The following is a 6,598-nucleotide window of genomic DNA, read 5'->3' on the forward strand; positions in this document are numbered from 1 at the left end:
CTGATCGCGGTGTCGACCACGTCGGCACCGGCTTCGATCGCCTTCATCAGGGTGACCAGGGTGACGCCGGTGGTGGCGTGGCAGTGCACGTTGACCTGGGTGTCCTCGCCGTAGGTGTCCTTGATGCCGCGGATGATGTCGTAGGCGGGCTGCGGCTGCAGCAACGCGGCCATGTCCTTCAGGGCCAGCGATTCGGCGCCCATGTCGAGCAGTTGCCCGGCGAGCTGCACGTACCCCTCGACGGTGTGCAGCGGCGAGATGGTGTAGCAGATGGTGCCCTGGGCGTGCTTGCCGGTCGCGGTGACGGCCCGCATCGCGACCTCCATGTTGCGCGGGTCGTTGAGGGCGTCGAAGACGCGGAACACGTCCATGCCGTTCTCGGCCGATTTGTCGACGAATCGCCGGACGACGTCGTCCTCGTAGTGCCGGTAGCCGAGCAGGTTCTGGCCGCGCAGCAACATCTGCAGGCGGCTGTTGGGCAACAGCTCGCGGAAGGTGCGCAGCCGCACCCAGGGGTCCTCGTTGAGGAATCGGATGCACGCGTCGTAGGTGGCTCCGCCCCAGCATTCGACGCTCCAGTAGCCGGCCGCGTCGATGTCGGCGCAGGCGTCCACCATGTCTTCGAGTGCCATCCGGGTCGCCATCAGGGACTGGTGGGCGTCCCGGAGAGCGACCTCGGTCACGCCAATGGTTCGCTGACTCATGGAATCAATCGTGGCACCGGTCTACTACTGCGTGTCGTAGATCGTGGAAATCCTGCCCCTCGGGAGGATGCGTCTCAGAACCGGGATTCCCCGTCCTCCCGGACCCCGTCGTCCCAGACCCCGTCCTCCCGGATCCGTCATCCCGGACTTGATCCGGGATCTCTACGTCCGGGATCTCGGTCACCGATGTCCTGCGACATAACATCCGGGATCTCGGCCGCGTTGAGATCCCGGCGTTCGCCGGGATGACGAAGTTGCTACGAGTGGGCGGCTCAGTCCTGTTTGTGCCGGATCGTCGGCATCCGCTTGCGGAACTCAGATTCGAACATGTCACGGACGGCCTTGGTGTCGACCACGCCGTTGAGTTTCGGCAGCTGCCCTCCGGCGGCCTTCTGGCAGACGGTCAGCCAGGCCTGACCCATCGCCAGGGTGAAGCCGGAGGCCACCGAGGCGTTGATCACGCCACCGGCCACACTGCCCGCGCCGGGCAGGAATTTGAGAGCGTTGGCGGCCGCTGTCCGGCCCAGGGTGGTGGCCACCGAGGTGGAGGCGACGGCGAGCAGCGCGGCCTTGTCGAACGGCAACTGGTACAGGTGCGCGATCCGGCCCATCATGCCGAGCTGCAACGGCACCAGCAGCGCCGCGGACGAGAACGGGATCGGCACCGCGGCGGCCGCGCCGGCAGCGGCTACCGTCGCGCCGATGTGCCGCTGGGCTGCTTTGGCCTTCGCTTCCAGATCGATCGTTTGGGCGGCTGCGAGAGCTGAGTGGACAGCCTCAGGAACAACGTGAAAGGTCGCCTGCAGGACGTCCATCAAGCCGTGGGGCGGCTGACCGGTGAACTGGTCCCTCATCGCGTAGGTCATGAACGGACGGCCGCCGATGATCGGCAGCTGCTTGGCCTCGACCTGCCGGGCGAGTTCGACGGCGTCCGGGTGGTACTGGCCATCGCGCATCGGCACCTGGGTGAACACCAGTAGTACCGGAATGCCGAGTTCGTGCAGCGTCTTGATGAAGGTGGCTTCGACTTCTTCGAAGCGGCGGTCCATGCCGCGCACGCAATACCAGGCCACGTGGATCTGCTCGTGCACAGGTTTGCTGCGCATCTGCTTCACGTACTTGGTGACCTCTTTGATCAGTTCGCCGTCGTCGCGTCCGATCTCGAGGCCGCGGGTGTCGATCAGGCCGAGGGTGCCGCGGGTGTCGAGGTACAGGTGGGCGTCCAGGGTGACCGGGTCGCCGATGCCGGTGGCGGCCACGTTCTGGCCGAAGATCGCGTTGATCAGCGTCGACTTGCCGACGCCGGTCTTGCCGAAGATCGCCAGGTTGAACCGTCCGATCTGGGCGGCCTGCTTCTCGAATTCGGCCCTGAAGGCGTCGGTGAACCACTGTGTCACGCGGTCAAGGGTAGGGGCCGGGTCTGGTTCGCGGCGCAGCAGCACCCCCTGAGACGGCCCGCATTCACCCCTTGCGGGGAGACGACGCCCGAAATTCGCTGACGGTCGCGGGGAGCGGCCCCGGACTGCGAGTCAAAGGGAGCTGGACCACAGGGCCCGTGCGTTCTGGTGACGATTGTCGGCCTGGCGTGTCCAATTCCTGTGCGACACCGACCCCCTGTACTAGCTTGTGACAACCACTACGGGGAAGCCACAGGAGGATTCCGATGAGCGTGTTCCGTACCAAGTCGATCGAGCAGTCGATCGCTGACACCGACGAGCCTGAATACCAACTCAAGAAGTCCCTGACCGCGCTCGACCTCACCGTCTTCGGGGTGGGCGTGGTGATCGGCGCCGGCATCTTCACCCTGACCGGACGCGTGGCGCACGAGATGACCGGTCCCGGCATCGTGATCAGCTTCGTGGTGGCGGCAGTGTGCTGTGCCCTGGCGGCCATGTGCTACGCGGAGTTCGCCTCGACCGTGCCCGTCTCGGGTTCGGCCTACACCTTCAGCTATGCCTCGCTGGGCGAAGTCTTCGCCTGGATCATCGGCTGGGATCTGATCCTGGAGATGTTCCTCGGCGCGAGCGTGGTGGCTCAGGGTTGGAGTGCCTATCTCGGCGTGCTGCTCGGCAAGTTCGGCATAGCCCTGCCCGAGTTCCTGGCCTATGGGGCCAGCCCGTTCAGTGAGACCAAAGGCTTCGACCTGATGGCGATCCTGCTGATCATCGCGCTCGGCGTCCTGATCACGGTGGGCATCAAGGAGTCGCTGCGGGTCAACATGGTGCTGGTCGGCGTGAAGCTGTTCATCGTCCTGTTCGTGATCGTCGCCGGACTGATGTTCGTCAATCCGGCCAACTACACCCCGTTCATTCCCGACTCGGTGCCCTCAGCGGCGTCCGAGGGCTTCAGCTGGACCCAGCCGCTGATCCAGTGGCTCACCGGCGCGGCCCCCGCAGCCTTCGGTTGGAGCGGTGTCTTCGCCGGCGCGGCCCTGGTCTTCTTCGCCTACATCGGTTTCGACGTGGTGGCGACCACCGCTGAGGAGACCCGGAATCCGCAGCGCGATCTGCCGATCGGCATCATCGCCTCGCTGATCATCTGCACCGTGCTCTACTGCGCGGTCGCGCTGGTCGTCGTCGGCATGGTCAACTACGCCGACATCGACCCCAGCGCGGCGCTGGCGAATGCGTTCGCCCATCACGGTCAGGGCTGGATGGCCACGCTGATCTCGGCCGGTGCCGTCGCCGGTCTGACCACCGTCGTGCTGACCCTGATGATCGGTGCCACCCGAATCATCTTCGCGATGTCGCGGGACAACCTGCTGCCCGTCGGCCTGGCCCGGGTGCACCCCAAGTACCGGACGCCGTGGCGCATCTCGATCGTGGTCACGATGGCCTGCCTGATCTTCGCCGGTCTGACCCCGATCGGCATGCTGGAAGAGATGGTCAACATCGGAACGCTGTCGGCATTCATCCTGGTGTCGCTGGCGGTGGTGGTGCTGCGCCGGAAGCGTCCGGACCTGCCGCGGGCCTTCAAGGTGCCGTTCTCGCCGGTGCTGCCGATCCTCTCCGCGCTGATCTGCTTCTACCTGACGCTCAACCTGTCGCTGGAGACCTGGGTGCGGTTCCTGGTGTGGATGGCGCTGGGCTTCCTGATCTACGCCGCTTACGGCTACCGGAACGCACGGCTGGCCACTGGCAAGGCGCTGCCGCACGACATTCAGCAGGCGATGGCCGAGGGCGTGGTGCGGCCCGACGACCAGAGGTAGGCCTCGTTCGGGCTTCGCGGGTAACCCCCGGCTCGCGAGGAGCGGCTCCCGGTGTGGGCGCGCGCGGCGAGCGCGGGGTCAGGAACCGAAGACCTGACCGTAGCGCTCGCCGGCCACCGCCTTGTTGGCCAGTCCCTTGGTTCGCGGCGAAGCATCGAACGAGTACCGGGAGAAGATCACCCAGCCCGAGTCGCGTGCGGTTCCACGGTCTTCGCCCGGGACGCCGATCAGCAGGCTGGTCGAGCCGTCCTCTTCCATGTTGTAGTCGTCGCCCACCGTGCCCAGCGTGGCACCCAGCTGATCGCCTCTCTCGGGGGTTCCGGGCAGTCCGTGGCCGGAGTACAGCGCGGTGTTGGGCAGCCGGGAGCCGCCCAGTCCGAGCCGGGTCACCGAACCGGCCCGCGCGGTTGCGCCGATGCTCTCGCCCGGGGCGCCGATCCACAGGTTGTAGCCGCTCTCGCCTGACTCCATGTCGCCGAACGCCACCGCGGCACCGAACCGGTCGCCCTGCTCGGCCGTGCCCGGGACGCCGGCCGTGTTCTGGGTGTAGGCGTGGTCTTGCTTGAAGGCGTTCGCCCCGGCGATGTCGGTCTGCCGGAACAGATGCACCATGCCGGCGTCCTTGGCCGATCCGACATCCTCACCGGGGACGCCGACCGCGACGAAGCCGCCGCCGGTGAGGCTGGCGCCGAACCGGTCGCCGGCTTCGGCTGTTCCCGAGACGCCGGGACTGTTCTGCGTCCATTCCTGCCCGGTCACCTCCAGCTTCGGGCTGGTCGACTTCAGTAGCAGCCGGACGACGGCGCCGGCGTCCTTCGCGGCACCGACGTCTTTGGCGGGGACGCCGACGATGTTGCCGGCCAGCACCGAGCCGAAGCCGTCACCGGCCTTCGCCGAACCCGCCACCCCAGGGGTCGCCTGGTTGACCATGATCGGGGCCTTGTGAGTGCCGGTGCTGCGGTTGAGTTCGACCAGGGCGACCGCGCCGGCGTCCTTGACCGGATGGTCGTAGCCGGGGGCGCCGATCATCAGCACGTCCTGCTGTTTGGCGGTGCTGGTCTCGGACAGCGTCGCGCCGAACCGCGCACCCGCGCTGGGCGACGAGATCGGGGCGTAGGTCGGCGTGTCGCTCAGCCCGGACGGCGTGCCTTTGGCGATGTAGACCCGTCCGGCACCGGCGTCTGCGCCGGGCGCGCCGACGACGAGTTCGCTGCAGCCGTCGCCGTCCAGATCGGTGATCAGCGCCGAACTGCCGAACTCTTCCCCGGCACTCGCGGTGAAGCCGAGCGAGGCGGCGGTCACCCGGGTCGGCGCCTTGGCTCTGTCGTAGAAGATGTCGACCGCGCCGGCTCCCCCGTTCGCGTTGGGCACGCCGACCACCAGTTCAGGGGTGCCGTCGGCGTTGATGTCGCCGTAGGCCGGGTACTCACATTCCAGCGGTTGCGCCGTAGCTAGCGGCGCGGCTGCGGGTAGCCAGCCCACGACGGTGATCAGAGCGACGGTCAGGGCGGCTGGGGTGCGACGCATGCAGTTCTCCTTCGGTCAACTTTCCATCCTGCTCCTGACTTCGAGGGACGGCAAGGTTCGGGGTTCGGCTGCTAGTGCCCACCATCGACGCCCGCCTTGGCGAGGGGTGTCCGATCGGATGTCGCGCAGCGCCGACAGCGAGTCACCTGCTCGCACGGCCACGGAGGAGAACGCAGCGAGGCACCGCCCGGGCGTCGCGCAGCGGGCGAGCGTCGGTGGCGGGGCCAGGTCCCTACGTCTTGCCGGCGGAACCCTCGAGCACCCGGATCGGGGCATCATCGTCGGATGAACCTGACGGACTGGGTGGGCGCGGCGTTGGCTGCGTGGTCGGGGGTGCCGGACCGGTCGGTCGAGGCGTCCGCGCTCTCGGAGGAGCTACGTTCGCTTCCGGGTGTTGCCCGCGTCGACGGCCGCTACAACCGCGAACCGACCATGGGCTACTCGTACAACGTCGACGTCACGCTGACCGACGACGCCACCGGTGAGAATGCGCTGGACGTGGCCGGGTGGTACTACAGCAGCTTCACTAGGGAATTCGCCCGGCATACCTCGCGGTTCGTCGTTCGGCAAGGCGCCCACGTGCTGCGGGTGTTCAGCGATGACCGGCATCGGACCTCGCCCATTACCGAGACCGAGCGTTGGCTCCGGTTGACTCACGAGTTGCCCGGCGCGGTCGATTGGGCGGCGCACTCGGACACCACCAGAGGATCCGGCAGCATCGAACTGGTGCTCGATCGGCCCGCACGGACGGGCGATCCGGCCCTGCTGGCAGCGCTGCCGGAGTTGCTCGCGCGGCACGCCGATGATCTGGCCGACAGACACTGGATCATTCGCTGGCGGCGGCTGCGGCTCGACCTGCTGGGTTCGCGATATCCGGTGTCGGAGGTCTTCTCCCTGATCAGCCGTTTGGCGACGGACGGGCAATGGTCGGCCACCTATGACCCGTCGACCGGGCCTGCTCTGAAGCTCGCGGTCTGGGCGGAAACGCCCGACCTCATGGAAGCCACCGCCCGCGCACACCTGGCCCTGATCAGGACGCTCGGATTCCCGGTCAGCTACACGGTGCGCGCCAACCTCACCTCGCCAGTCGAGATCGTCGTCGGTGGCCACCTCACCGGCGGCAACGAGTTGCAGCAACGACTCAACCGGGAATTCGGCG

Annotated in this window: 4 protein-coding genes and 1 pseudogene; 2 read left to right on the plus strand and 3 right to left on the minus strand. The window is 67.3% G+C overall.

The features are described from left to right. Together Q0066_RS13585 and Q0066_RS13590 are read right to left on the minus strand one after the other, a co-directional pair. Nucleotides 1–704: pseudogene (locus Q0066_RS13585) on the minus strand (oxaloacetate decarboxylase); the annotation flags it as partial. A 272-nt stretch (nucleotides 705–976) separates the two neighbouring features. Beyond that, the gene (locus tag Q0066_RS13590) at nucleotides 977–2,101 is read right to left on the minus strand and encodes a GTPase (RefSeq protein WP_298133774.1); all 1,125 of its coding nucleotides are present in this window, start codon (nucleotides 2,099–2,101) and stop codon (nucleotides 977–979) included. A gap of 266 nt (nucleotides 2,102–2,367) precedes the next feature. On the opposite strand from Q0066_RS13590, the gene Q0066_RS13595 reads away from it, so the two are divergent. Continuing rightward, on the plus strand, nucleotides 2,368–3,912 hold the full coding sequence (locus Q0066_RS13595; protein WP_298133776.1) for an amino acid permease: 1,545 nt from the start codon (nucleotides 2,368–2,370) through the stop codon (nucleotides 3,910–3,912). 78 nt (nucleotides 3,913–3,990) lie between these two features. Here Q0066_RS13595 and Q0066_RS13600 read toward each other — a convergent pair whose 3' ends face one another. Then, the gene (locus tag Q0066_RS13600; RefSeq protein WP_298133778.1) at nucleotides 3,991–5,439 is read right to left on the minus strand and encodes an FG-GAP repeat protein; all 1,449 of its coding nucleotides are present in this window, start codon (nucleotides 5,437–5,439) and stop codon (nucleotides 3,991–3,993) included. Nucleotides 5,440–5,742: 303 nt separating this feature from the next. On the opposite strand from Q0066_RS13600, the gene Q0066_RS13605 reads away from it, so the two are divergent. After that, a partial coding sequence (locus Q0066_RS13605; RefSeq protein WP_298133781.1) for a hypothetical protein occupies nucleotides 5,743–6,598 on the plus strand: 856 nt, incomplete at its 3' end.

This window comes from Micropruina sp. (assembly GCF_027492755.1).
Taxonomy (GTDB): Bacteria; Actinomycetota; Actinomycetes; order Propionibacteriales; family Propionibacteriaceae; genus Micropruina.